Genomic DNA, 23,759 nt, shown 5'->3' with positions numbered 1-23,759 from the left:
ACAGGCGTACTGTCTGCGCCGAAAGCGCCTAGCTGGAGCCCTGTTGCACAAGTCCTGGTGGGGTTTGTTGGTTCGAGGGCTATTTTCCTGCAAGCAAGAGAACTTTTGGTTATATGACGGCCTGCGCGAGCGGTTTGGATGCCAGCGGTCCCGTGGATCTCACCATTCGCTTGAGTTCGGGCACGCACGAGCCGCAGTTGGTGCCGCAGCGCAGTTGGCCTTGCAGTTGCGCCAGTCGGTCGTCGTCGGTGCCATGGCAGTGCGCCAGTTGGGCGGTGATGGCGGCGTCTGTCACGTTGAAGCAGGTGCACACCGGTTTGCCGCGCGACTGCACGGCCACGGGGGCCTTGGCGCCGGGCACCAGCAGCAGGCGGCCGTAGGTCTGTGCAGGGAGCTCTTCCTGCAGCAGGGTCTTGAGCCAGCCTTCGGCGCTGGTGTCGCCAGCGAGCACGATGCCTTCGAGCGTGGTGTTGTCGCCCTGGCGCGCCAGCCGTGCGGCGCGGCGCTGGCCGCGTTTTTTGTCGGCATAACGCAGCGTGTCGGCGCCTGCCATGCCCAGCAGGGCCTCGATCTGTGCAATCAACGCATCGGGCGGTGCCTCGTGGGCGGCAGCGCGCAGCAGCACGCCAGTGCGCTCGCGGCCGGGCTCATCCAGCGGGGTGTTGTTGCTAAAGGGGACGCAACTCGTGTACTGAAAATAGGGAAACTGCGCCATCAGCGCAGACAAGGCTTCGCGCGCTGCCAGTGCACCTTCGGCAGGCAGCCAGGCCATGGCCAGTAGCGTCCACGGCAGTTCGGCCTTGAGCACCTTGACGGCCGCGTGTTTCAGCTCGGGCTGTTTGGAGGTGGGGCAGAACGCCGAGGTGGTGAGCGCATTCACACCCGCCAGCCGCTCGCCGGTGGAGGACACGCCGCTCAAAAATTCGCTGCCCCAGTGCATCGCCATGAACACCTGCGACAGGCCCAGCGTGGTGTCGGCCTGCACGGGCACCACGATGGAGCCGCGCTTGCTGGTCACATGCACCAGGTCGCCGCTGGCCAGCTTGCGCCGCTCCATGTCCTGCGGGTGCATCTGCAGGCTGGGTTCGGCCACATGGCCAAACAGGCGGCCCAGCGTACCGGTGCGGGTCATGCCGTGCCACTGGTCGCGCAGGCGGCCCGTGGTCAGGCTGAAGGGGTAGCGCGATTCGCGGGGCTCGGCGGTGGGTTGCCATGCATGCGCAACAAAACGCGCGCGGCCGTCGGCGGTGGGGAACACGCCATCTTCGTACAGGCGGGCCTTGCCGGTGGTGGTGCCATCCTCCAGTGGCCACTGCTGCGGGCCTTGGGCCTCGAGCATCTCCCAGGACAGCCCCGTGATGTCCAGGTCACGCCCGCGTGTGCTCTCGCGGTGCTCCTTCCACACGGCTTCTGCGCCCATATCGGCCGCGTCTGTGGCGTAGGGGAACAGCGTGGGTGCACCAGGCCGCAGGCGTGCCTCCAGCTGGTGCGCAAACTGCACCGCAATGGCCCAGTCGTGGCGCGCCAGGCCGGGTGCGGGCACGGCAGTGCGCACGCGCGAGATGCGGCGCTCGCTGTTGGTCACCGTGCCGGTCTTTTCACCCCAGGTGGTGGCGGGCAGAAGCAGGTCGGCAAAGGCGCAGGTGGCGGCTGTGGCAAAGGCTTCTTGCACCACCACAAACTCGGCGCGCTGCAGGGCGCGGCGCACGGTGGCCTGGTCGGGCATGCTTTGCGCGGGGTTGGTGCAGGCGATCCACAGGGCCTTGATCTCGCCGTCGGCAGCGGCCTGGAACATCTCCACCGCCGTCTTGCCGGGCTTGGATGGCACATCCGCCACGCCCCACTGCGCGGCGACTTCGGCGCGGTGCTGCGGGTTGGCCAGGTCGCGGTGGGCGCTGAGCAAGTTGGCAAGGCCACCCACTTCGCGCCCGCCCATGGCGTTGGGCTGGCCCGTCAGGCTGAAGGGGCCCGCGCCGGGTTTGCCGATCTGCGCGGTGGCCAGGTGCAGGTTGATGAGTGTGGCGTTCTTGGCCGTGCCGCTGCTGCTTTGGTTGAGGCCCTGGCAGTAGAGGCTCAGGGTCGCTTTGGAGGTGGCGAACCATTTGGCGGCGGTGGTCAGGTCGGCCACGCTGATGCCGCAGGTCTGCGCCACACGCTCGGGCGTGGCGTCGCGCACCAGGGCCTTGAGGTCGTCAAAGCCCGTTGTGTGTGCGGCGATGTAGGCGGTATCGACCCAGCCCTCCCACAGCATGATGTGCAGCATGCCGTTGAACAGCATCACGTCGCTGCCGGGCTGGATGGGCAGGAACAGGTCGGCCATGCCCGCCGTGTCGGTGCGGCGCGGGTCGGCCACGATGACCTTCATGCCCGGGTTGGCGGCGCGTGCGTCTTCGATGCGGCGGAACAGGATGGGGTGGGCCCAGGCCGCATTGCTGCCCACGATGAACAGGCACTGCGCGTGGTTCACGTCGTCGTAGCAGGCGGGCGGTGCGTCGGCGCCCAGCGTTTGCTTGTAGCCGGCCACAGCGCTGCTCATACACAGGCGCGAGTTGGTGTCGATGTTGTTGGTGCCGATCAGGCCCTTGGCGAGCTTGTTGAAGACGTAGTAGTCCTCGGTGAGCAACTGGCCGCTGACGTAGAAGCCCACGGCATCAGGGCCGTGCTGGGCGATGGTGTGGGCGAACCGGTCGGCCGCTAGCGTCAGTGCGGCATCCCAGGTCACGGGCAGGGCGGCTTCGTTGCGCTGCGCGCGTTGCAGGGGGTGCAGCAGGCGGGTTTGCAGGGTGACCGGGCTGGTGGCTGTGAGGTGCAGGGTCGAGCCCTTGGTGCACAGGCGGCCAAAGTTGGCGGGGTGTGTGGGGTCGCCGCGCACACCGGTGATCTGGGTGCCTGTGCTTTCGATGATCACGCCGCAGCCTACGCCGCAGTAGGGGCAGGTGGATTTGGTTTCTTGCATGGCGTGGTTGGGGTTGTTTTGGCCTCAGGCGCTAGTGCATGTTGCGCTGTCAGCTATTGTTTTGATAGTGTTGTCGTGTCCTCGCCGGGTACGCATGCGGCGCCTGGGGCGCAACACTCTCCACCGCTCACACGCCCACCGCCCTGCGCGCAGGTCCTGCGATGGGGCGCGTCAAATCCGTGGCCACCGTCGCCATCTCGCTCGCGTCCAGGTACACCGCGCCGTCTTCCACCTTCACGGCAAACTTCGGCGTGCAGCCCTCATCGGGCGCCGAGGCCTGGCCGTCGCACAGGCCAATCGTCCAGTTGTGCAAGGGGCACGCCACATGGGTGCCAAACACGATGCCCTGGCTCAGCGGGCCGCCCTTGTGTGGGCAGCGGTCCAGCAGCGCGAACACGCCACCGGCGTCGTTGCGGAAGATGGCCACGTCCAGGCCCTGGGGGCGCGCCACGCGGCGTGAGCCCAGCACGGGGATGTCGTCCACCCGGCAGATCAGCTTCCATTCAGGGGTTGGGTTGTTGGTGGTCATGGGAATCGTCCTTGGTGTTGTTCGGTGGGATGTCAGGGGCGTGCAGGGGGCCGTTGCAGGGCAGGCCTTCAGCTGCTGCCCAGCGCTGCATACAGGCCGGTCACGCGGTCCATGCTGGCGAGCAGGTTTTCGCTGCTCACAAACACTTCAGACACCTGGCGGAAGGTGTTGTTGCTGGTGCCCAGGCGTTGCAACGCGGCGTCAAAAAACACCCACTGGCCATCGGCCAGCAGCAGCTCTTGCCGGATGCGATCGGTGGCCTGTGGGGCATTGCGCAGCAGCTCGGTGGCGCTGATGAACTCGTCACGCGCCTTGGCGATCTCGGTGGTGGCGGTGGAGGTGTCCACCCCCAGCATGGCCGACAGGCAGAACTTGGCCATGCGCTGGCTCAGCATGCGCTGGCGGCCTGCCACGTTGACCAGCTTGCCCACGGGCTTGCCCGAGGCGGCTTCGTACTGCACGGTGCCCTGGTGGGCCAGGGCCAGCACCTTGGCGTCGGCCTGCAGCAAGGCGGCAGCGCCGTCGCGCGACGGGCTGGTGCCCAGCAGCGTGGCCTTGTGGTCGGTCCAGGCCGATTCCAGCTTGGTGTAGGTGTCGCGGATGGTGGGCGAGGGGGCATACGCCTTGAGTTCGCCCAGCTGGCGCTCGAACAGCGCCAGCGACTGGTCCAGCACGGCGCGCGCGGCTGGCGTGTCGGATTTGTGCGCCAACGCCAGCCAAGCCTTGCCCATGCGCTGGCTCAGCATGCGCTGGCGACCGGCCTTGTTGATGGCGTCGTTCAGGTCAGTGACCTGGGCCTGGGCGGTGCCCAGCGACATGATGCCCAGGGTGCTCCAGGCCGTGGTGTAGCCGGCGGCGGTCAGCAAGGTGCGGCGTTGCATGGTGTGGGGCTCCGGGCGCTTCAGGCAGCGGTCAGCGGGGCAAACTGGCGCGTGTCCACGGCTGCCTTGTCAAACTCGAACCAGGGGTCGGGCTCGCCGTCCAGCGCGAACTGCAGCTGCTCCCACAGCGCCTTGCGGCCTTCGTGGTCTTCCAGAATGCGCTTTTTCACATAGTCCAGGCCCACGCGGCTCACGTAGTGCACGGTGCGCTCCAGGTACCAGCCTTCCTGGCGGTACAGCTCGCAGAACGCGCCGGTGTACTCCAGCACTTCCTCGGCTGTTTTCAGCTTGGTGAAGAAGTGCGCCACCTCGGTCTTGATGCCGCCGTTACCGGCCACGTACATCTCCCAGCCGCTGTCCACGCCGATGATGCCCACGTCCTTGATGCCGGCTTCTGCGCAGTTGCGCGGGCAGCCGCTCACCGCAAACTTGACCTTGTGCGGGGCGTACATGCGCCACATGGCGCGCTCCAGGTCCTTGCCCATCTGGGTGCTGTCCTGGGTGCCCATGCGGCACCACTCGCTTCCCACGCAGGTCTTCACGGTGCGCAGTGCCTTGGCATAGGCATGGCCGCTGGGCATGCCGATGTCCTTCCACACGTTGACCAGGTCTTCCTTCTTCACGCCCAGCAAATCGATGCGCTGGCCCCCCGTGACCTTGATGGTGGGGATGTTGTACTTGTCGGCCGCGTCGGCAATGCGGCGCAGCTCGTCGGCCGTGGTTTCGCCGCCCCACATGCGGGGGATGACGCTGTAGGTGCCGTCTTTCTGGATGTTGGCGTGGCTGCGCTCGTTGATGGCGCGGCTTTGCGGGTCGTCCTTCGCGTCCTTGGGCCAGGTGCTGATGAGGTAGTAGTTGACGGCGGGGCGGCAGGATGCGCAGCCGTTGGGCGTCTTCCACTCCATGAACTTGAACACATCGCCAATGCTCAGCAGCTTGTTGGCGCGGATCGCGTCGCGCACCGCCTGGTGGCCGTGGTCGGTGCAGCCGCACATGGCCTTGGTCTTTGGCGTGGCGCTGTAGTCGCCACCGGCCGTGAACATGATGATCTGCTCGACCAGGCCCGTGCACGATCCGCACGATGCGCTGGCCTTGGTGTGCTTGCGCACTTCATCCAGCGTGAACAGGCCCTTGTCCTTGATGGCCTTGCAGATGGCGCCCTTGGTCACGCCGTTGCAGCCGCAGACCTCGTCGCTGTCCTGCATGGCGGCGGCCTTGCTCTGGCCCTGGTGGCCGGTGTCGCCCAGGTGCGATTCGCCAAACATCAGCTTGTCGCGAATGTCGGTCACGCTGCGGCCATCGCGCAGCAGCTTGAAGTACCAGCTGCCGTCCACCGTATCGCCATAGAGGCAGGCGCCCACCAGCTTGTCGTCCTTGATGACCAGCTTTTTGTACACGCCGCCAAAGGGGTCGCTCATCACGATCTCTTCGGTGTTGTCGCCGCCCTGGAAGTCGCCCGCGCTGAACAGGTCGATGCCCGTGACCTTGAGCTTGGTGGAGGTGAGCGAGCCCTGGTAGCGGCCGATGCCGAACTCGGCCAAGTGGTTGGCCAGCACTTTGCCCTGCTCGAACAGCGGGGCCACCAGGCCATAGGCAATGCCCCGGTGTGCCGCGCATTCGCCCACGGCATAGATGCGGGCGTCGGTGGTGGTCTGCAGCGTGTCGCTCACGACAATGCCGCGGTTCACGTGCAGGCGCATCTTTTCGGCGAGCTGCGTGTTGGGGCGGATACCCACGGCCATCACCACCAGGTCGGCAGGCACTTCGGTGCCGTCCTTGAACTTGACGCTGGCCACCCGGCCTTCGGCATTGCCCACCAGCTCCTGGGTCTGCGCACCCATCAAAAAGCGCATGCCACGGTCTTCCAGCGACTTCTGCAGCATCTTGCCCGCCACGTCATCGAGCTGGCGCTCCATCAGCGAGGGCATCACATGCACCACGCTCACGGTCATGCCGCGCTTCATGAGGCCATTGGCGGCTTCCAGGCCCAGCAGGCCGCCGCCGATGACCACCGCGTGCTTGTACGTGGCGGCTGCGTCGATCATGGCCTGTGTGTCGGCGATGTCGCGGTAGGCCAGCACGCCTTTCAGGTCCTTGCCGGGCACGGGCAGGATGAAGGGGTTGGAGCCCGTGGCCATGATGAGGCGGTCGTACTCGGCGGTGATCACATCGCCGTCCTTGCTGCTTGCGCTCACCACGCGGCGCACGCGGTCCACATCGGTCACGGTGAAGCCGGTGTGCAGCGTGATGTGGTTGTCGGCGTACCACTGCCAGTCGTTGAGGATGATCTCGTCGATGGTCTGCTCGCCAGCCAGCACCGGCGACAGCAGAATGCGGTTGTAGTTGGGGTGCGGCTCGGCCCCGAAGACCGTGATGTCATACAGATCGGGGGCAATCTTGAGCAGCTCTTCCAGCGTGCGCACACCGGCCATGCCGTTCCCCACCATCACCAGTTTGAGCTTTTTCATCGTGACTCCGTCGGTTCCATCGCCTGGGCGATGCAAAAAACAAAAAAGGCGTCCACACGATGCAGCTCCGACATTCCATCGAAACCGCATGTGGGGACGCCTTCGTCCATACAACCCCTTGGTGCGCCGTTGCACCGCTGAATTGCGTGGCCCAGCTGGGCCGTTGCTTCGGGTAAGCAATGCCCGTGCCAGAGTTTGTGCACTGATGTGGGGTGATCCGGTGTTGTCCGCGCTGCCGAGGGCGGAGTTTTGGGTGTTGACGGGTGGCTCGGCTGCGCGGCGCGGTGCGTGCATGCACCACCTTGGGCATGGAACCTGCATGGAGGTGGTGCATGAGTTTTGAACTGGACATCGGCCACACCTCGCAGGCCGGGCGCAACGAAGTCAATGAAGACTTTGCCGCCCTGGTGCAGGGGCAGGGGCGCGAGCGCGAACGCGGCGCCATCGCTGCCATTGCCGATGGTGTAAGCACCGGAGGCAAGGGCCGCGAAGCCGCACAGACCACGGTGAACACCCTGGTCAACGACTACTTCGCCACGCCCGACACCTGGGACACCACCGTGGCGCTGGACCGCATCCTGAGCGCGCACAACGGCTGGCTGGCGTCGATGAACCGGCGCCGCCAGCCCGCCGTGGGCCTGACCACGCTCACCGCCGTGGTGCTGCGCGGCCAGTCGTACACGTTGGCCCATGTGGGCGATACGCGTGCCTATCTGCTGCGGGGCGGCCGGCTGCAACTGCTGACGACCGACCATGTGATGGCGCAGCGTGACCTGGCGCACCAGCTCACCCGCGCCATGGGCCTGGACGACCATGTGGTGGTGGATTACAGCCAGGGCGAACTGCACAGCGGCGACCTGCTGGTGCTGCTGTCCGATGGCGTGCACGGCAGCCTGCCCGAGCGTGAACTGCGCCAGTTGCTGCTGCAGCCGCAGGATGCCAACGCCGCCAGTGCCGTCAGCGCCCAGGCGCTGAGCGAGGAGATCACGCGCGCAGCCCTGCGCCGGGGCAGCACCGACAACGTGACCGCGCTGGTGGTGCGGGTGCAGGGGGCGCTGGAAGCCACCTTGCAGGATGAGTCCCGCCGGGCGCAGCACTTGCCAGTGTTGCCGCTGCTCAAGGTGGGCGAGCCGGTGGATGGCCTGGTGGTGACCGCGCTGGTGGCCGACAGCGGCGTGCACCGCATCTACCAGGTGCGCGACCCGGCCACGCAGCGGCTGTACGCGCTCAAGACGCTGGTGCCCGCCCGCGCGCACGATGCGCAGGAGCGCGCCACCCTGGCGCATGAGGCCTGGGTGGCCCGGCGCATGCAGTCCGGCCACGCGGCGGTGCACCTTGCGCGCCTGAACACCTGGCCGCCAGAGCAGGGCGGTGCAAGCCCCGGCGCCAGTGCGTTTTATCTGCTCTATGACTGGCATGCGGGCCAGACCCTGGGCCAGCGCCTGCGCGGCCGCCAGCACCTGGGCGTGCCGCAGGCCGTGTCGGTGGTGATGCAGGCGGCGCAGGTGCTGGGCTGGCTGCATCGGCAAGGGGTGGTGCACCGCGACATCAAGCCCGACAACCTGCACCTGGGCGACGACGGTGTGCTGCGGGTGCTGGACCTGGGCGTGGCCCTGTCGGGGCGCGAGCCCGAGGCCACGCGCCGCCTGCACGCGGGCACCCCCAGCTACATGAACCCCGAGCAGTGGCCGGGCTATGAAAAGAACGGGGACCCCGCCGGCCAGTTGCCCGATGCGGGCAGCGACTTGTTCGCCCTGGGCGTCACGCTGTATCAGGTGCTGAGCCATGGGCGCCTGCCCTATGGCGAGGTGGTGCAGTACCAGCTGGGCCGCTACCACCGCGACCCGCTGGCCCCCAGCCGCCACAACCCCAGCGTGCCCATCTGGCTCGACCAGATCGCGTTGAAGGCTGTGGCCCGCCAGCGCACACAACGCTTTGAAACCGCCGAGGAACTGCTGCTGGCCCTGGAGCGGGGGGCTTCGCGCCCCTTGTCCGCCCCTGGCCCGCAGCCGCTGATGCAGCGCGATGCCACGGCACTGTGGAAGATCGCGCTGGCGGTGAGTGTGCTGGTGAACCTGTTGCTGGTGTATTGGCTGCTGTTTTTGCCGCGATGAGATCGATGGATTTGCTATTGAAAATATAGCTATCGACGCATATGAGAAATGCGCTTGGTGGCGATTGGGCTTGAAATGTGGGGTGGTCGGCGCGTTGACTGACTACGGACGTTCACGCGCCCCGGGCACGGCCCCCCTTCTGGCGAAAACGCGGGCAATGCTGCGCATTGGCTGGCTACGCCGGCTCAGGCACTGCGTGCCCGACCGCCCTTTTCTGCCCACGTGCGGGTCCAGCGGATCTGCATAACCCGCAACAGCACCAGCATGGCAGCGGCGCACACCGCAATGCCCACAAAGCCCCACAGGTAGGTGCCGGTGTACTGGCGCGAAAAGCCCATGCCGTTGGGGATGAGGCCGCCACCCAGCGCGCCGATCTCGCCAATCATCGAGCCGGCGACGGCCGTGGACAGCGGCCAGCGCAGCGGCACCAGCTGGAACAGCGCGCCGTTGCCCGCGCCCAGTGCCGCAAAACACACCAGGAACAGCAGCATCGTCACCGGCAGCGAGTTCTCGGCCAGGCCGCACAGCACCATGCTCACGGCGGTGATGGCCAGCACACCCGTGAGCGTGTTGACGCCGCCCCAATGGTCGGACAGCCAGCCGCCCATCACCCGCAGTGCCGCACCCAGAAAGGCGGCCAGCATGGTCAGTTGCCCTGCCTGCACCTTGCTCACGCCAAACTGGTCGTAGAAGTAGCTGGGCAGGAAGGCCGTCAGGCCGATGAAGCCCCCAAAGGTCACGGCGTAGATCAGGCTGAACGCCCAGCCATCTTTTTCAAAGAGACAGGCAATGTGTTCGCGAAACGTGGCGTGGGGCGCGAGGTCCGGCGGTTCCTTCGCATACACCGCCATCACCACGGCGGGCGCGGCCACGCTCACGGCGGCAAAGCCATACACTGCCTGCCAGCCAAACTTCTGCGCCAGGGCAGGCGCCAGCAGCGCGGCCACGGCAGTGCCCACATTGCCTGCGCCCACGATGCCCATGGCCAGGCCCTTGTAGCGCGGTGGGAACGAGCCCGAGCCCAGCGAAAGCGCCACGCCAAAGCTCGCTCCCGCCACGCCCAGCAGGATGCCCAGCGCCAGCAGGTCGTTGAAGGTGTGCACGAACAAGTAGCCATAGCCCATGGCCAAAAAGATGCCGGCCATCTCTACCAGGGTGGCGCTCTTGCGGCCGATGTACTGCGCCAGGATGCCCAGCGGAAACCGCATCAGCGCTCCCGCAAAAATGGGGATGGACAGCATCATGCCCATCTGGGTGGGTGAGAGCTGGAAGCTCTCGCGGATGAACGGCGCCATCGCACCGTTGATGACCCACACCGCGCACGAAAAGCCGAAGTACAGAAACGACGCCCACAGCGTGGGCGCGTGGCCGGATTTGAGGAACTCTCTGAAGTAATGCATGGGTGTGAGTGCAAAGGGCTGAGGGGGTGACCCCTTCGCCCGGCCAGAAAACAAAAAGGCGTCCACACGGACCGCGCGGGCTGACCAGCCCCAACGCACTCCATGAAGACGCCAACGTCCTGTTCGCCCAATCCGCCATTGCACCGGGCTGACATGCGGCCAGCGTTGGCCGCGCCTTACGGCAAGCAATGGCTATGCCAGTGCCCGTGCAAGCAGCTGTTTGGGCAAAAAACCAGCGAATGTGCAGGTATTTATTGCGCTGGAGGCTATCGAAATGGAAGCAGATTCACCCATTCGGTGCTCACATTGGTGCACTACAGCGCGGCAACGCGTGCTGTGTTGGTGTTTTGCACCAAGTTGGAGATGGTGTGCGGCGGCACCAACAACTTGTTTCAAATCACGCCGATTGCGCGTACGATGAAATCGGCATCTTCCACTGTTGCGTTGCTCTCCAGAACAGGGCAACCAGTCCTCCCGAAGAGGTTCCCATGCGCGTCAATCTGCCGGTCAGCCAGCACGAATATGCGTTTCCCAAGGGCCAGACTCTGGTGTCCACCACGGACCTCAAGGGCCGCATCCTGTACTGCAACCCGATGTTCATCGAGGTCAGCGGCTACGAAAAGGAAGAGTTGCTGGGCCAGCCCCACAACATCGTGCGACACCCCGACATGCCCGAGGAGGCCTACCGCGACATGTGGGAGACCATCGCCAAGGGCATTCCCTGGTCGGCCCCGGTCAAGAACCGGCGCAAGGACGGTACGTTTTACTGGGTGATGGCCAACGTCACCCCGCTCATGCAGGGTGACCAGCCCACAGGCTACATGTCGGTGCGCACTGAAGCCACGCGCGAACAGATCCAGGCGGCCGAGTCGCTGTACAAGCAGATGCAGGCCGAAAAGCAGGCGGGCACGCTGGTGCACCGGCTGTCGGCCGGGCAACTGGTCAAAGACACCCTGTGGGGACGTGTGGCCCGGGCTCTGGCGCTGGGGCCCATGGGCAAGATGATGGTGTGTACCTTGCTGCTGGTGGTGGCTTCGTGGTGCGCCGCCTTGCTGGGCGGGCACACGCTGTCGCTGGCGTCAGGGGCCGCGTGGCTGGGGGTGGTGGTGCTGGCGCTGGGCATGGCGGTCTACCTGCACCAGGTCACGGTGGCGCCGTTGTCGCAGATGCTGCTGTGGGCCAACCGCATGGCCGCGGGCGACCTTACCCAGAAGATATCGGCATCGCGCAGCGACACGGTGGGCCAGCTGCAAAAGGCGCTGGCGCAGCTCAACGTGAACCTGCTGTCCATCGTGCGGGACGCCCGGCAGGAGAGCGAGCACATGCAGGTCTCCACCCGCGAGATTGCCCAGGGCAACCAGGACCTGTCGTCGCGCACCGAGGCGCAGGCCAGCAACCTGCAGCAGACAGCCGCGTCGATGGAAGAAATCACCGGCACCGTCAAGCAAACCGCCGAATCCGCGCGCCAGGCCACGGTGCTGGCGACCCAGGCCACCCAGGTCACCGAGCGCAGCAGTGCCGCTGTGGACGGTGTGGCCAGCACCATGAAGCAGATCCAGGCGGCATCCGGCCGCATCAGCGAGATCACGCAGCTGATCGACTCCATTGCCTTCCAGACCAACATCCTTGCCCTCAACGCCGCAGTGGAGGCTGCGCGCGCCGGGGACCAGGGGCGGGGCTTTGCGGTGGTGGCCTCCGAGGTGCGCAGCCTGTCGCACCGCACGCTCTCGGCCGCCAAGGAGATCCGTCAGCTCATCGACGACTCGGCCACCAAGGTGACCGAGGGCCATGAAAAAACCGACGCTGCGCAGAAAACCATGACCGAGTCGCTGGAGCTGGTGCGCCGGGTCAACACACTGATTGGCGAGATCCACAGCGCCTCCAACGAGCAGCTCAGCGGCATCTCGCAGGTCAACTCGGCCGTGGCGCAGCTCGATACCATCACGCAGCAAAACGCCGCGCTGGTGGAAGAGAACGCCGCCTCGGCCATGCAGCTCAATGGCCAGGCGCAGACCATGACCGAGACGGTGCAGGTGTTCCGCATCGACGCGTCGGCACCCACCCAGTCGCGCGATGCTGTGGCGCTGCGCAAGGAGATGAAGGCCTCATCCAGCAGCAGGGCCCTGGCGGCGGCCTGAGGGCCCAATCAACCACACGCGCTACAGCGCTCGATGACGGTGTTGTCTCCCCTATGGTCCGCCCGCTCCCAGTGCCGAGGGCGTTGGCCCGTTGCGCGACCGCTTTCGGTGGGTTGTGGATTTCGATCAGCGGCAGATCGCCAATGACTGTGTTGCGCACCGCGTGCATGGACTCATTCAGTTCAAAGGGCAAGAGACAAAACCGGTGGTTGGGTAGATCGTGATGGAGTGGTGCGGGGTGGATGTTGAAGTGAGACAATATGTTGACTTGATTGCCGCGCGGTTGCAGTCTGCATAACCCACTAAGAACTCACGCATGCACCACCCTGATTCCAAAGCACAGATCGCCCGCATGGAGCTGGCTAACCGGTTGTTTTTTCGGCTGTATCAATGTGCGAACTTGTTGCATAAAACCGGTTCGCGAGCGGTGGAGAGCGAGGGGCTGACCACGCAGCAATGGGCGGTGCTGGGTGCCCTTTCGCGCGAAGAAGCGCAGCAGGGTATGGGGGTGAACGAGCTGGCGCGTTACCTGTTGGTCAGCCGCCAGAACCTCGCGGGGGTGATTGGACGCCTGGAGCGCGATGGCCACATCTGTATGGAGACCGATGAGAAGGACCGCCGCTCCCGCCTGATCAAGATGACCGAGTCCGGACGCATGACGTGGCTGGTCAAGGCCCGGCCCAAGATCGATGCCTATTACGAGCAGGCGCTGGACGAATTCTCGGTGGGAGACATCACCCACACGCTGCACTACCTGCTCAAGCTGCTGGACAACATGCAGCGCCTGGATACTGGCGCTGAGTCCGAGGGCTGAGCCTGCCAAGGACTTCCCGCTGCCGGTTGGGGGCAACCGGGGCCTTCAGCTCAGCGATGTTCGAATGCGGGGGCGCGTTTGTCGAGGAACGCGTGCATGCCTTCGTGGGCGTCGGCACTGGCAAAGCGCTCGTACAGCGCATGGCGCTCAAACAGAATGCCTTCGGTCAGCGGGCTTTCCCAGGCGCGGTTGATCGATGCCTTGATGGCCATGAGTGCGGGCAGCGAGAAGCCGGCAATCTGCGCCGCGAGGGTGAGCGTGCGGTCCAGCAACTCCGCGTCGGGTACGACGCGCGAGACCAGACCATAGCGGTCGGCCTCTTGCGCATCGAGCATGCGGGCCGACAGACACATGTCCATCGCCTTGGCCTTGCCGATGGCGCGCGGCAGGCGCTGCGTGCCCCCCGCGCCCGGCAGCATGGCGAGCTTGATTTCAGGCAACGCAAACCGGGCTGATTCAGCGGCAACGATGATGTCGCAGGCCAGGGCCAGCTCACAGCCGCCGCCCATGGCAAAGCCTGCCACGGCCGCCAGTACCGGTTTGCGTACTTGGCGAATGGTCTCCCAGTTGCGGGTGATGAAGGCGCCACGGTACACATCCATGAACGACCAGTCGGCCATGGCTGCAATGTCGGCACCGGCCGCAAATGCCTTGGTGCTGCCGGTGAGGACGATGGCGCCGACTTCGTCTTCCGCATCGAAGGCCAGCAGGGCGGCGCCCAGCTGGTCCATCAGGGCGTCGTTGAGTGCGTTGAGCTGCTGGGGCCTGTGGAGCGTGATCACACCCACCCGGCCCCGGGTTTCCGTCAGTACCAAAGCGTCGTTCATGGTGGGAGTGGCGGGTGGTCAGGTCAGTCGATGTTGATCTTGGCTTCCTGGATCAGGCCAGACAGCAGCTTGGTCTCTTCGGTCAGAAGGGTGCGGAACTCGGCGTTGTCCAGGCCCACGGGCTCGGCGCCCAGCGATTCATATCGGTTCTTGGTGCTGGGCAGGGCCAGCACCTTGGCGATCTCCCGGGCCATGCGGGCCGTGACGTCTGCAGGCGTGCCATTGGGGGCCCACATGCCAAACCAGATGTCCAGCTCCGCACCCTTGAAGCCCAGCTCTGCCAGCGTGGGTACATCCGGGAAGAACGACGACCGCTTGGCCCCCGCCACGGCCAGCATGCGTACCTTGCCTGCGCGCACGTGCGGGAACGCAATGCCTGGGTCAAAGACATAGTCCGCCTGGTTGGCCATCACATCCTGCAATGCAGGCGCTGCGCCCCGGTAAGGGATGTGCGTTGCAAACACGCCGGTGACTTTCTTGAACAGCTCGCCCGCCAGGTGCGGTGGCGTGCCGGGGCCTGCGGAGGAGTACGACAGTTTGCCCGGGTTGGCGCGGGCATAGGCCACAAACTCCCTGGCGTCCTTGAAGGTGGACTGGGGCTTGACCACCAGGTACATCTGGCTGCGGCCCACGCCCGCGATGGGCGTAAGGTCCTTGGCCGGGGCAATGCTCTGCTTGAAGAGGAAAGGGTTGGCCGTTTCGAACGAAGTAGGCGCAATCAGGAAGGTGTGGCCGTCTGCAGGTGCGCGAATCACTTCGGCCGCTGCCACGTTGCCGCTGGCGCCAGGTTTGTTGTCCACCACGACGGGCTGGCCCAGCGCTTCGGTGAGCGACTGGGCCATGACGCGTGCCATCACATCGGTGGTGCCGCCTGGGGCAAAGCCGACCACGATCTTGACCGGCTTGGTGGGCCAGGCCTGCGCATGCGCCGTGCCGATGGCGTCCAGGACACAGAGTGCCAGGGCGGCAGACTGGATGAGGCGTCTGCGGATGGGGGAAGGTTGGCGTGTAAGCATGTCGCTGTCTCCTGCTGGTTTGTTGTGTAGTGATCGACGGGAAAACGGTGGCATCCTTCAGGCAACCTGTTCGCGCAGCATTTCGCGCAGCTTGAACTTCTGGATCTTTCCGGACGGTGTGGCTGGCATCACGTCTCGCACGATCAGGCGCTCGGGGATGTACTGCACGGCGATCTTCTGGTCCTTGAGGAACTGCACCAGGCCTGGCAGGTCGATGGTCTGCCCGGGCTTGGGCACCACAACGGCGCAGGCCCGCTCGCCCAGTCGCTCGTCAGGGTAGGCCACGATGGCCGCCATGGCGATGGCGGGGTGGCGGTAGAGCAGCGACTCGACTTCAACCACCGGAATGTTCTCGCCGCCGCGGATGATCACGTCCTTGCTGCGGCCGGTGATGCGCAGGTAGCCGCGCTCGTCGATGCGGGCCAGGTCGCCGGTGTCGAACCAGTCGTCGGCGTCGGTGGCGTTCAGGTGCGCTCGGTGCAGGTAGCCGCCAAAGTTGGAGCACGAGCGCAGCAGCAGCTTGCCGGGCTCGCCTGCCGGCAAGGCGTTGCCGTCCACATCCACCACCTTGATCTCCACGCCAGGCAGCGGGCAGCCATCGGTGTTGAAAGAGCGTTCATCGTCGTCCTCCAGACGGGTGAGCGTGACAGCGCCGTTCTCGGTCATGCCCCAGGCCGAGACGATCTTGGCGCCCAGCGCCTTGCGCGCCTGTTCCACCAGCGGACCGGGGATGGGCGCGCCAGCGCACAAAAAGGTGCGCAGGCTGGGTACGGCTACGCCGCTGTCGGCCACCGTACGCGCCAGATCGGTGAGGAACGGCGTGGAGGCCATGGTGAAGCTGGCCTTCTCTGCATTGATCATTGCAATGGCCTTGGTGGGCTCCCACACGTCCTGTAGCACGGCACTGGCCCGTAGGAGGATGGGCATGATCAGGCCGTACATGAAGCCCGTCTGGTGTGCCATGGGCGAGGCCATCAACACCACGTCGTCGGCATCCAGGTGCAAGCGCTCGGCGTACGGGATGATGTTTGCCATCACGGTGTTGGCCGAGTGCATAACGCCCTTGGGCTCGCCCGTGGTGCCCGACGTGTAGATGAGCTGGGTGACTTCGTCGGGGCCGGGGCGGTGGGCGGTCAGGATGGCTTGCGCATCGGGCTGCTGTTCCCATTCGGGACCGCTGAGCAGGGCGTCAAAGCTGTTGGCACCACTGCCACCGACCACCACCACATGCTTGAGGTGCGGCAGGGCGGGCTGGAGGGCGGTGATCATTTGCTCAAAGTCAAAACCCCGGAAGGTCTTGGGCGCAATCACCACCTTGGCCTCGCCATGTTGCAGCATGAACGAGAGTTCGCGCTCGCGAAAGATGTGCATCAGCGGGTTCATTACGGCACCGATGCGCGAGCAGGCCAGGTAGGTCAGCGTGAACTGCCACCAATTGGGCAACTGGCACGCCACGATGTCGCCCCGGCCCACGCCCAGGCGCGCCAGGCCCACGGCAATGCGATCAGCCATGCGTGCCAACTCGCGGTAGGTAAAGCGGGTGGTGGCTCCCGTTTCCACTTGCAGCGCGGTCAGCGCCAGCTTGTCGGGGCAGGTGGCCACGCAGGCGTCCAGCGCATCGTTGATGGTGCGGTCACGCCAGTGGCCTTCGGCCACCCGCTGCGTGCGGCGCGGGGGTAGCAGTACAGCGTCAAATTCCATGGTCTTGTCTCCTGGTGTTGTTGTGGGTGATCCGTGGCCTGCAGTGAGCTGTGGTGACTTGGGGGGGGGCGCTCAGGCAGGCACAAACTTGCGGCCGGCTCGGGCGCGGGCGATGATGGTTTTCATGATCTGCGCCGTGCCGTCTCCGATCTGGAAGCCCAGCACGTCGCGCAGGCGCTGCTCCATCAGTCCGCGGTCGTAGCCGCCGTGGCCAAAGCACAGCAGGCATTGGTGGATCACGTCGTAGGCCAGCTTGGGGCCCCACCACTTGGCCATGCCGGCTTCTGCGGTGTGCGGCAGGCCCTTGTCCTTGAGCCACAGGCCCTGCAGGCACAGCAGGCGAGCGCCTTCGACCTCGGTGTCGTACTGCGCCAGCGGATGCGTCACGCCCTGGAACGCCGACAGCGGCTGGCCGAAGGCCTGGCGCTGGGTGATGTATTCCCAGGTTTCCTCCAGCGCCACGCGCGCCACGGCCAGGCATTGCAGACCGATGAGCGAGCGCGAGAAGTCAAAGCCGTGCATTACCTGCACGAAGCCTTTGTTCTCGTCGCCCAGGCGGTGGCTGATGGGCACGCGCACGTTCTCGAAAAAGATCGAGCCGCGGCCAATGGCGCGTTGGCCATGGCAGTCAAAGCGGTTGGTGGTGATGCCAGGTGTATCCATGGGCACCAGCACGGCGGTCACCCCATGCGCGGCCTGCTCGGGTGTGCCGGTGCGGCCAAACACCACGGTGATGTCGGCCTGGTCGGCGGCGGAGATGGAGGTCTTTTCACCGTTGATGACGTAGTGGTCGCCGTCCCGGTCTATCTTCAGGCGCAAGTTGGCGGCGTCGGAGCCGCCACGCGGTTCAGTCAGGGCGATGGCGCAGATCGCTTCGCCCTGGATGAGCTTCTGCAGCCAGGGGCCGACCACGTCAGGGTTGCCATACTTGGACAGGATCTGCGCGTTGAGCGATGCCAGCAGATTCAGGTACGAGAAGCTCAGGTCGGCGCGGGCAATCTCCTCGTGGATCACGCCCGCAGCCAGACACCCCATGCCCAGTCCGCCGAACTGCTCGGGCAACTCCGGCACGATGAACCCGAGCGAGCCCATTTCACGCAGCAGGGCGCGGTCCAGCACCCGGGTCTTGTCGCGCTCCAAAAAGCCAGGCGCGACCTTCTCCTGCGCAAAGCGGCGCACCGTTTCAGCCAGTGCCTGCAGGTCTTCGTTGATGTACGGGTTCGGGTTCATCGTTCTTCTCCGGCGGTTGCTTACTTCACGTACTTGCGGAATTCGGGCTTGCGCTTCTCTTTCAAAGCGTTCACGCCTTCTCGCGACTCTTCGGTGTCGTAGTACAGCTTGAGCGCATACATGCCCAGGCCCGCAATGCCGGCCTGGTGGGCGGTGTCGGCGTTGAAGCTGCGCTTGGCAATGGCCAGCGCGGTGGGGCTGCGCTCGCACAGCTCTTCACCAATTTTTTGCACTTCTGCATCCAGCTCGTCGTGCGGGAAGCAGAAGTTGGCAAGGCCCATGGCCACGGCCTCGGCGCCGCTGTAGCGGCGGTTGAGGTACCAGATCTCGCGCGCTTTCTTTTCTCCGACGACCCGGGCCAGGAAAGCCGTGCCGTAGCCGGGGTCCACTGAGCCCATCTTGGGACCGACTTGACCGAACTGCGCCTTGTCGGAGCAGATGGTCAGGTCACAGATGGTGGCCAGTACGTTGCCGCCGCCGATCGCAAAACCTTGCACGCGGGCGATCACGGGCTTGGGCACGTCGCGGATGGCGGTGTGCAGCTCTTCCATAGGCAGCCCAATGGTGCCGCGGCCGTCGTAGTTGCCGCTGTGGGCCGATTGGTCGCCGCCAGTGCAGAAAGCGCGATCGCCAGCGCCGGCCAGCACGATGGCACCCACATCACGGTCATAGCCGGCCTTGTTCAGCGCCTTGATGATTTCGTCGCAGGTCTGACCGCGAAAGGCGTTCATCTTGTCGGGCCGGTTGATGGTGATCCAGGCCACGCCGTTGCGCACTTCGTACAGGATGTCTTCGAAATTCATGGTGTTCTCTCGGTAAAGGTAAGGAGGTATCCGGGGATCAACCGTGCATGGTCAGGCCGCCCGACACGCTGATGACCTGGCCGGTGATGAAGCCCGCGTCATCGCTGCCAAAGAAGGCAATGGCGCTGGCCAGGTCATCGGGCTGGCCCAGGCGGCCCAGGGGGATAGCGCTGCGAAACGCTTCAAGCAGCTTGGCGGGGTCGCGGGCGCCTTCAGCCACACCGGCCAGCAGTGCGGTGTCGGTGGGGCCGGGGCAGACCACGTTGACGGTGATGTTCTGGCGGGCGTGCTCCCGGGCCAGCGTCTTGGACAAGGCCACCAGCCCTCCCTTGCACGCGGAGTACACCGCCTCGCCGGACGAACCACCGCGCGCCGCATCGGACGCGATGTTGACGATGCGGCCGGTCTTGCGCTCTGCCATGCCGGGCAGCACGGCGTGCAGCATGTGCAGTGCACCCGTCAGGTTGATGGCAATGAGCTTGTCCCACTCGGCAGGCACGGTCTTGGTGAAAGGCTTGAACACATCCCAGCCGGCGTTGTTGACCAGTACATCGATGGGTCCCAGGGCAGCTTCGGCCGCTGCCACGGCGGTGTCTACCTGGGTGCGCTGGGTGATATCGCACTGGAAGGCCTGGGCCACGCCCCCTGCAGCCTGGATGCCTTCGGCCACTTTCTGCGCAGCCTCCAGGTTCATGTCGAACACAGCCACCTTGGCGCCTTCTTCGGCAAAGCGGCGGCTGGTGGCCCCACCAATGCCGCCGCCGCCGCCGGTCACGATCACGGTCTTTCCATTCAGATTGCGCATGGTTCTCTCCTGAGTAGTTCGGGGCACACCCCCTGCTACAACAGCAGAAGGCAATTAAGACAACATATTTGCTTATCGTAGTGATGCAAATTGAATGTGTCAAACAGTTGTCGTTTGTAGTGAGATAGGTGTTAACCCGAATTTCTCCAGGAAATCGATAGATTTATCGGTAAATAAGAGCACCTTTGATAAAAACTTCTTGTTGCCTTTGTGAAAATATATTGTCTTAAATTGAGGCGAGAGCTCTGTGCGCTGACTCCGAGTCGCATGCTGGGTAGGGGGGCCGCCGCGACGGCGTACGCTGCGTGACTGTCAGGGTCTCGTCCCGTCTGCAGAGCCGGTAGGAGGCGTGAGCTCAAAGGTGGGCAAAGTGGGGGGGGCGCACGCGACGGTTGTGGCGTGCGACGGCGCTCACCCTGGCCTGAGCGATAGTGAGGGGATGGGTTGTCTGCGCGAGACGAGCGACCGCGCTGCCGCCGGGTCTTGGCGTAGGTCTGGGCGGCGCTGTGGCGTCCGGTGGGCGCCGCGGAGAGAGGGGTCAGGTGCTCTCGCGCACCGTCAGCTCAAACCCCAGATTCACCGAGTTGTGCTCTGGCACCTCGCCGCGCATCAGCGCCAGCAGCATGCGTGCGCTGGCCTCGCCCACGGCGGAGCGTGGCGTGTGTACCGTGGTCAGCGGCGGCAGCATCTGGTCGCTGCCTGCCAGGTCGTTAAAGCCCGCAATGGCCACTTGGCCGGGCACCGACAGACCCAGGCGCTGCGCGGCCAGCAGGCCGCCCTGGGCCAAGTCGTCATTGCAGAAGAACACGGCATCGACACCGGGGCGGGTGCGCAGCAGCTCTTCCAGCAGTTCCCCACCCAGCCGCATCGATGAAGGCTGCGGGCTCAGCAGCTCCAGCTTGGGGTCGTACAGGCCCGCTTCGCGCAGACAGCGGCGGTAGCCCTCTGCGCGCTGCATGGTGCGGGGGTCCAGCTGGGCGGCTACAAAAGCGATCTTTCGGTAGCCCCGCGCCAGCAGGTGGTCCGTCATGCTGTGGCCTGCATCCTGCTGCGAAAACCCCACGCAGAACACGCCGGGGGCCGAGGTCATCTCCATCAGGTGCACGCAGGGCACGCCGCTGGCGGCAATCAGGTGGCGCGCTGCCTCGGTGCGATCAAAGCCGGTGACCAGCAGCCCGGCCGGACGGTGCGCGAGGTAGGTGCGCAGCAGCTGCTCCTCTTCTTGCGGGTCGTAATGCGTGACGCCGATCAGCGCCTGGTAGCCCTGCGGGAACAGCGTGCGGTGCACGGCCTCCAGCACGTCCACAAACAGCGCGTTGGACAGCAGCGGCACCAGCACCGGCACCTGCACGCTGCGCTGTGAAGCGAGTGCGCGCGCTGCGGGGTCGGGCACATAGCCCAATTGCTCAGCGGCGGCTTTTACGCGCTGCACCAGTTCTTGCGCCACGCCGCGTTCTCCCCGCAGGGCGCGGGAGGCAGTGATGGGGCTGACCTCGGCGGCCTTGGCCACGTCGCTCAGCGTGATGCGGCCGCTGGAGCGGCGTTTTGTCTCGGGTTTGTTCAAGGGTTAACCCTCATGGGGGTTGGGTTTGATCTGGTTAGGATAGCGCTGTCCAAGCTGATGGGCAACGCGACAGGAACCATTTTGGATCAAGTTGCAGAAGTTGCCACAGATGGTGCGGCATCCAGAGCGGATGCCTTTTTTATGGATTGTTTGGATAGCGCTACCAATATGAGTTTTCAAGCGTCACCGGCTTTTGTGGTCGTCATGGGCGTGGCGGGCTGCGGCAAGTCGAGCCTGGGTTCCGCCCTGGCCCAGGCCGAGGGCCTGCCCCTGATCGAAGGGGACGACCACCACAGCCCCGCCAGCCGCGAAAAGATGCGCCAGGGCATTGCATTGACCGATACGGACCGTGAAGGCTGGCTGGCCACGTTGGGACAGCTGCTGCAGGACCAGCCGCGCGGGGTGGTGCTGACCTGCTCTGCGCTCAAGAGGGTCTACCGGGACCGCTTGCGCAATGCTTGCCCCGGGTTGCGTTTTGTCTTTCTGGAGATCGACCGCGCCAACGCCGGCCAGCGGGTGGCCGCCCGCGCGGGCACCCATTTTTTCTCCAGTGCCTTGGTGGACAGCCAGTTCGCCACGCTGGAATCCCCCGTGGGCGAAACGGGCGTGCTGCGCCTGGATGGATTGCTGGACCTGCCCACCCTGCAACAACAGGCCTCAGCCTGGCTGGCAACGAAGGAGACCGCATGAGTTCCCCTGCACAACATGCCGTGCCTCAGAGCCGCTTTGCGCGGATCTCCCAGGTGCTCATGGCCAGCTGCCTGGGCGTGATGGCCGTGGCCGTGTTCATCAACGTGGTGCTGCGTTACGGCTTTGGCAGCGGCGTGGCAGCCAGTGAAGAACTGTCGCGCCTGTTGTTCGTCTGGATGGTGTTCATCGGTGCCGCAGCGGCCTATCCGGCAGGCGAACACATGGCCTTCACCAGCCTGGCAGGCCTGCTGGCCAAGCGCCCGGTGGCCTTTGGCCTGCTGACGGCCGTGATCCGGCTGCTGGTAATCACCGCCAGCGCGATGCTGGCCTGGGGGGCCTGGCAGCAGGTGGTGGTGGGCATGGGCAGCCGCTCGGTCGTCATGGCCTACCCGGCGGCGCTGCTGCCGCTGCCGGCCTTTTTGTGCGCGGTGGCCATTGGTGTGATGGCAACCATCGAATTGATTCAACGCAAGCCGCTGGACCTCGGTCATGGCGCTGAGGTGGAGTGACCATGGGACCCGAAGCGCAGGCTTTTCTTGTTTTTTCGCTTGGCATGCTGGTGCTGATGGGCACCGGCATGAACATGGGCCTCGCCCTGGTGCTCACGGGCGCAGGCATGGCCTGGGTGCTCGACTTCTGGGATGCGCAGTTGCTTGCACAGAACCTGGTGGCCGGGGTGGACAGCTTTCCGCTCCTGGCCGTGCCCTTCTTCATCCTGGCGGGTGAGTTGATGAACTCAGGCGGCATCAGCCGCCGCATCATCGACATGGCGCAGGCCTGGGTGGGGCACATCCGGGGCGGGCTGGGCTATGTGGCCATTGGCGCTGCGGTGCTGATGGCGAGCATGAGCGGGTCGGCCCTGGCCGACACCGCAGCGCTGGCCACCATCCTGCTGCCCATGATGCGCCAGCAGGGCTACCCCATGAACACATCCGCCGGGCTGATTGCCTCGGGCGGCATCATCGCGCCCATCATTCCGCCGTCCATGCCCTTTGTGATCTACGGTGTGACGACCAACACCTCGATCTCGGCGCTGTTCGTGTCGGGCATAGTGCCGGGGCTGATGATGGGCGTGGGTCTCATCTTTGCCTGGCGCTGGGTGTTGCGCGACATGGACCTGCCAAAGGGCGAGCCCCTGCCCATTCAGGACCGCCTGCGGGCCACCGTGCGCGCCTTCTGGGCGATGCTGATGCCGCTCATCATCATCGGCGGTATGAAGACCGGCGTGTTCACGCCCACCGAGGCCGCCGTGGTGGCTGCGTTCTATGCGCTGGTGGTGGCCTTGTTCATCCACCGCGAGATGAAGCTGGCCGACATCTACGGCGTGCTGGTGCGGGCGGCCAAGACGACCTCGATCGTGATGTTTTTGTGTGCTGGTGCCCAGGTGGCCAGCTACATGATCACGCTGGCCGACCTGCCCAACGTGCTGACCAGCTGGCTGGGCCCGCTGGTGGAGAACCCGCGCCTCCTGATGGCCGTGATGATGATCGTGCTGGTGCTCATCGGCACGGCGCTGGACCTCACGCCCACCATCCTGATCTTCGCGCCTGTGATGCTACCCATCGCCGTCAAGGCGGGGATCGACCCGGTGTATTTCGGCCTGATGTTCGTGCTCAACGGCGCCATTGGCCTCATCACGCCGCCCGTGGGCACGGTGCTCAACGTGGTGGCCGGGGTGGGGCGCATCTCGATGCACAGCGTCATCAAGGGCGTGAACCCGTTTCTTATCACCTACGTGCTGATCCTGGCGCTGCTGGTGGTCTTCCCGCAGATCGTGACTGCGCCCGTCGTCTGGCTGCGCTAGCCGTTTGCCTGCTCCTCTT

At 65.3% G+C, this 23,759-nt stretch carries 18 protein-coding genes; 6 read left to right on the top strand and 12 right to left on the bottom strand.

Annotated elements, in window-relative coordinates:
• Window positions 1-109 precede the first annotated feature (109 nt).
• The 4 genes from IB236_RS07615 to nirB form a co-directional block, all read right to left on the bottom strand.
• Window positions 110-2,956 (bottom strand): nitrate reductase, encoded by a 2,847-nt coding sequence (locus IB236_RS07615; protein ID WP_192419859.1) that lies wholly within the window; start codon window positions 2,954-2,956, stop codon window positions 110-112.
• 127 nt (window positions 2,957-3,083) lie between these two features.
• Entirely contained in the window at window positions 3,084-3,485 is a 402-nt protein-coding gene (gene nirD / locus IB236_RS07610; RefSeq protein ID WP_192419857.1) for a nitrite reductase small subunit NirD, read from the bottom strand.
• A 68-nt stretch (window positions 3,486-3,553) separates the two neighbouring features.
• Entirely contained in the window at window positions 3,554-4,366 is an 813-nt protein-coding gene (locus tag IB236_RS07605; RefSeq protein ID WP_056743962.1) for a type IV pili methyl-accepting chemotaxis transducer N-terminal domain-containing protein, read from the bottom strand.
• Window positions 4,367-4,386: 20 nt separating this feature from the next.
• Window positions 4,387-6,834 carry a nitrite reductase large subunit NirB gene (gene nirB, locus IB236_RS07600; RefSeq protein WP_099730836.1) on the bottom strand — a complete coding sequence of 816 codons (2,448 nt, stop codon included), beginning with the start codon at window positions 6,832-6,834 and terminating at the stop codon, window positions 4,387-4,389.
• A gap of 332 nt (window positions 6,835-7,166) precedes the next feature.
• On the opposite strand from nirB, the gene IB236_RS07595 reads away from it, so the two are divergent.
• Window positions 7,167-8,948, top strand: a complete 1,782-nt coding sequence (locus IB236_RS07595; RefSeq protein ID WP_192419855.1) for a bifunctional protein-serine/threonine kinase/phosphatase — start codon at window positions 7,167-7,169, stop codon at window positions 8,946-8,948.
• 185 nt (window positions 8,949-9,133) lie between these two features.
• Here IB236_RS07595 and IB236_RS07590 read toward each other — a convergent pair whose 3' ends face one another.
• The gene (locus IB236_RS07590) at window positions 9,134-10,348 is read right to left on the bottom strand and encodes a nitrate/nitrite transporter (RefSeq protein WP_192419853.1); all 1,215 of its coding nucleotides are present in this window, start codon (window positions 10,346-10,348) and stop codon (window positions 9,134-9,136) included.
• 488 nt (window positions 10,349-10,836) lie between these two features.
• Between IB236_RS07590 and IB236_RS07585 the strand changes: the two genes are divergently transcribed.
• Window positions 10,837-12,486 (top strand): methyl-accepting chemotaxis protein, encoded by a 1,650-nt coding sequence (locus IB236_RS07585; RefSeq protein ID WP_146871537.1) that lies wholly within the window; start codon window positions 10,837-10,839, stop codon window positions 12,484-12,486.
• A 316-nt stretch (window positions 12,487-12,802) separates the two neighbouring features.
• Window positions 12,803-13,300, top strand: coding sequence for a MarR family winged helix-turn-helix transcriptional regulator (locus IB236_RS07580; protein WP_056743974.1), 498 nt, complete (start codon window positions 12,803-12,805; stop codon window positions 13,298-13,300).
• Between the two features lie 50 nt (window positions 13,301-13,350).
• Here the strand turns inward: IB236_RS07580 and IB236_RS07575 are convergent, their stop codons facing one another.
• The 7 genes from IB236_RS07575 to IB236_RS07545 form a co-directional block, all read right to left on the bottom strand.
• Complete coding sequence (locus IB236_RS07575) at window positions 13,351-14,127, bottom strand: enoyl-CoA hydratase-related protein (protein ID WP_192419851.1); 777 nt, start codon at window positions 14,125-14,127, stop codon at window positions 13,351-13,353.
• Window positions 14,128-14,150: 23 nt separating this feature from the next.
• Window positions 14,151-15,143: a tripartite tricarboxylate transporter substrate binding protein gene (locus IB236_RS07570; RefSeq protein ID WP_192419849.1), complete on the bottom strand. Its 993-nt coding sequence runs from the start codon at window positions 15,141-15,143 to the stop codon at window positions 14,151-14,153.
• Between the two features lie 57 nt (window positions 15,144-15,200).
• Window positions 15,201-16,844: a cyclohexanecarboxylate-CoA ligase gene (aliA, locus tag IB236_RS07565; protein WP_192419847.1), complete on the bottom strand. Its 1,644-nt coding sequence runs from the start codon at window positions 16,842-16,844 to the stop codon at window positions 15,201-15,203.
• A gap of 72 nt (window positions 16,845-16,916) precedes the next feature.
• Window positions 16,917-18,074, bottom strand: coding sequence for a cyclohexanecarboxyl-CoA dehydrogenase (gene aliB / locus IB236_RS07560; protein ID WP_056058286.1), 1,158 nt, complete (start codon window positions 18,072-18,074; stop codon window positions 16,917-16,919).
• 20 nt (window positions 18,075-18,094) lie between these two features.
• The gene (badI, locus tag IB236_RS07555; protein WP_099730828.1) at window positions 18,095-18,877 is read right to left on the bottom strand and encodes a 2-ketocyclohexanecarboxyl-CoA hydrolase; all 783 of its coding nucleotides are present in this window, start codon (window positions 18,875-18,877) and stop codon (window positions 18,095-18,097) included.
• Window positions 18,878-18,914: 37 nt separating this feature from the next.
• On the bottom strand, window positions 18,915-19,682 hold the full coding sequence (gene badH, locus IB236_RS07550) for a 2-hydroxycyclohexanecarboxyl-CoA dehydrogenase (RefSeq protein ID WP_099730827.1): 768 nt from the start codon (window positions 19,680-19,682) through the stop codon (window positions 18,915-18,917).
• Between the two features lie 538 nt (window positions 19,683-20,220).
• Window positions 20,221-21,246 (bottom strand): LacI family DNA-binding transcriptional regulator, encoded by a 1,026-nt coding sequence (locus IB236_RS07545; RefSeq protein ID WP_108499612.1) that lies wholly within the window; start codon window positions 21,244-21,246, stop codon window positions 20,221-20,223.
• Between the two features lie 168 nt (window positions 21,247-21,414).
• Between IB236_RS07545 and IB236_RS07540 the strand changes: the two genes are divergently transcribed.
• From IB236_RS07540 to IB236_RS07530, 3 genes are read left to right on the top strand one after another with little or no spacing between them, the layout of a single operon-like run.
• A complete protein-coding gene (locus tag IB236_RS07540; RefSeq protein ID WP_225581027.1) occupies window positions 21,415-21,936 on the top strand; it encodes a gluconokinase in 522 nt (173 codons plus the stop codon).
• Window positions 21,933-22,445 (top strand): TRAP transporter small permease, encoded by a 513-nt coding sequence (locus IB236_RS07535; RefSeq protein WP_192419845.1) that lies wholly within the window; start codon window positions 21,933-21,935, stop codon window positions 22,443-22,445. Before IB236_RS07540 ends, IB236_RS07535 begins: the two co-directional genes overlap by 4 nt.
• 2 nt (window positions 22,446-22,447) lie before the next feature.
• Window positions 22,448-23,740 (top strand): TRAP transporter large permease, encoded by a 1,293-nt coding sequence (locus IB236_RS07530; protein WP_192419843.1) that lies wholly within the window; start codon window positions 22,448-22,450, stop codon window positions 23,738-23,740.
• Window positions 23,741-23,759: the final 19 nt, after the last annotated feature.

Source organism: Acidovorax sp. ACV02 (assembly GCF_014851475.1).
Taxonomy (GTDB): domain Bacteria; phylum Pseudomonadota; class Gammaproteobacteria; order Burkholderiales; family Burkholderiaceae_C; genus Acidovorax; species Acidovorax delafieldii.
This window is presented reverse-complemented; position numbering and strand designations above follow the sequence as displayed.

Coding starts and splice junctions, on each gene's coding strand:
- IB236_RS07615 (WP_192419859.1), bottom strand. CDS start 2,956: ATGCAAGAAACCAAATCCACCTGCCCCTACTGCGGCGTAGGCTGCGGC.
- nirD (WP_192419857.1), bottom strand. CDS start 3,485: ATGACCACCAACAACCCAACCCCTGAATGGAAGCTGATCTGCCGGGTG.
- IB236_RS07605 (WP_056743962.1), bottom strand. CDS start 4,366: ATGCAACGCCGCACCTTGCTGACCGCCGCCGGCTACACCACGGCCTGG.
- nirB (WP_099730836.1), bottom strand. CDS start 6,834: ATGAAAAAGCTCAAACTGGTGATGGTGGGGAACGGCATGGCCGGTGTG.
- IB236_RS07595 (WP_192419855.1), top strand. CDS start 7,167: ATGAGTTTTGAACTGGACATCGGCCACACCTCGCAGGCCGGGCGCAAC.
- IB236_RS07590 (WP_192419853.1), bottom strand. CDS start 10,348: ATGCATTACTTCAGAGAGTTCCTCAAATCCGGCCACGCGCCCACGCTG.
- IB236_RS07585 (WP_146871537.1), top strand. CDS start 10,837: ATGCGCGTCAATCTGCCGGTCAGCCAGCACGAATATGCGTTTCCCAAG.
- IB236_RS07580 (WP_056743974.1), top strand. CDS start 12,803: ATGCACCACCCTGATTCCAAAGCACAGATCGCCCGCATGGAGCTGGCT.
- IB236_RS07575 (WP_192419851.1), bottom strand. CDS start 14,127: ATGAACGACGCTTTGGTACTGACGGAAACCCGGGGCCGGGTGGGTGTG.
- IB236_RS07570 (WP_192419849.1), bottom strand. CDS start 15,143: ATGCTTACACGCCAACCTTCCCCCATCCGCAGACGCCTCATCCAGTCT.
- aliA (WP_192419847.1), bottom strand. CDS start 16,844: ATGGAATTTGACGCTGTACTGCTACCCCCGCGCCGCACGCAGCGGGTG.
- aliB (WP_056058286.1), bottom strand. CDS start 18,074: ATGAACCCGAACCCGTACATCAACGAAGACCTGCAGGCACTGGCTGAA.
- badI (WP_099730828.1), bottom strand. CDS start 18,877: ATGAATTTCGAAGACATCCTGTACGAAGTGCGCAACGGCGTGGCCTGG.
- badH (WP_099730827.1), bottom strand. CDS start 19,682: ATGCGCAATCTGAATGGAAAGACCGTGATCGTGACCGGCGGCGGCGGC.
- IB236_RS07540 (WP_225581027.1), top strand. CDS start 21,415: ATGAGTTTTCAAGCGTCACCGGCTTTTGTGGTCGTCATGGGCGTGGCG.
- IB236_RS07535 (WP_192419845.1), top strand. CDS start 21,933: ATGAGTTCCCCTGCACAACATGCCGTGCCTCAGAGCCGCTTTGCGCGG.
- IB236_RS07530 (WP_192419843.1), top strand. CDS start 22,448: ATGGGACCCGAAGCGCAGGCTTTTCTTGTTTTTTCGCTTGGCATGCTG.